This window comes from Vibrio sp. Vb0598 (assembly GCF_033338935.1).
Classification (GTDB): domain Bacteria; phylum Pseudomonadota; class Gammaproteobacteria; order Enterobacterales; family Vibrionaceae; genus Vibrio; species Vibrio alginolyticus.
Window position 1 is genome coordinate 1 of the sequence record NZ_JAWOTP010000115.1, and the last position, 1,423, is coordinate 1,423.

2 protein-coding genes are annotated in these 1,423 nt (G+C 45.7%); both read left to right on the forward strand.

The genetic code is table 11. From position 1 onward, the window contains the following. Nucleotides 1-937 (forward strand): adenosine deaminase (locus R7Q38_RS23350; protein ID WP_318114462.1); only part of this gene is annotated, 937 nt, incomplete at its 5' end. A 94-nt stretch (nucleotides 938-1,031) separates the two neighbouring features. Continuing rightward, nucleotides 1,032-1,423 (forward strand): peroxiredoxin (locus tag R7Q38_RS23355; protein ID WP_318114463.1); only part of this gene is annotated, 392 nt, incomplete at its 3' end.

Genomic DNA, 1,423 nt, shown 5'->3' on the forward strand with positions numbered 1-1,423 from the left:
GTTTAAACTTGCCAAGCGCAATGGCATAGATATTCCTTATTCGTCACCAAGCGAATTTAGAGAGGCATACCCATTTGAAGATCTGCAATCTTTTCTCGACCTCTATTATCAAGGCGCAAATGTTTTACGCACAGAGCAAGATTTTTATGACCTAACGTGGGAATACTTGGAGCATTGCACAGCAGACAATGTGATTCATACCGAGATATTCTTCGACCCGCAAACTCACACTGAACGTGGCATTAACTTTGACACCGTACTCAACGGCATTTCTAGAGCGCTGACAGATGGTCTCGAAAAATTAGGCATCACATCGCAGATCATCGCTTGTTTCCTTCGTCATTTGTCAGAAGAAAGCGCGATGGAAACACTGCAATCTGTTTTAAAGCATCGCGATAAAATCATTGGAGTGGGGCTAGATTCATCAGAAAAAGGCCATCCACCAGCTAAGTTTTTACGTGTCTTCCAGAAAGCGAAAGAGGCAGGCCTACTTACCGTGGCACATGCCGGAGAAGAAGGACCAGCGCAAAATATTACCGACGCGATTGAAATGTTGGAAGTGAGCCGCGTTGATCACGGCGTTCGCTGCGTAGAAGATGAAGCTCTAGTGGGATCTCTAATTGAAACCAAAATGCCACTGACCGTTTGCCCGCTGTCTAACATCAAACTTTGCGTGTTTGATGAAATGGGACAGCACAACATCGTAGAGCTTCTGCGTAAAGGCGTGGCGGTAACCATTAACTCTGATGACCCCGTTTACTTTGGTGGCTACATGACCGATAACTTCCTTGCAGTAAATCAAGCACATCCAATGAGCAAAGAAGAACTGGCGAAATTCACGCTCAACGCTATCGATGCAAGCTTCATCGACAACGAGTTGAAGGCTCAATATCGTCATCAAGTCGAACAATATGTTGCACAACATTCATCGATGTAATGCGGTATACCCTTACAAACCCTCTGTGGTTAAAACGGGACTTAAGCGCTAGACTGAAAAAGCTCAACAAAGCACTTAATAAAGGAAGAAAATCATGATTCAACAAGGCCAAGCACTACCTTCTGCAACCGTAAGTGAACTGACTGCCGATGGCATGGTCAACCACGATGTGACCGAACTGTTCGCGAACAAGAAAGTGGTGCTATTCGCGGTTCCTGGCGCATTCACTCCAACTTGCTCAGAAGCTCACCTACCAGGCTACGTAGTACTCGCAGATCAATTAAAAGCCAAAGGCGTTGATTTAATTGCTTGTGTGGCGGTGAACGATGCATTCGTAATGAACGCATGGGGTGAAGCTCAAAACGCTTCTGAGATTTTGATGCTAGGTGACGGTGATGCTAGCTTTACTAAAGCGCTAGGCTTGGAAATGGATACTGGCGGCTTTGGCGGCGTTCGCTCACAACGTTACGCGATGATCATTGAAAA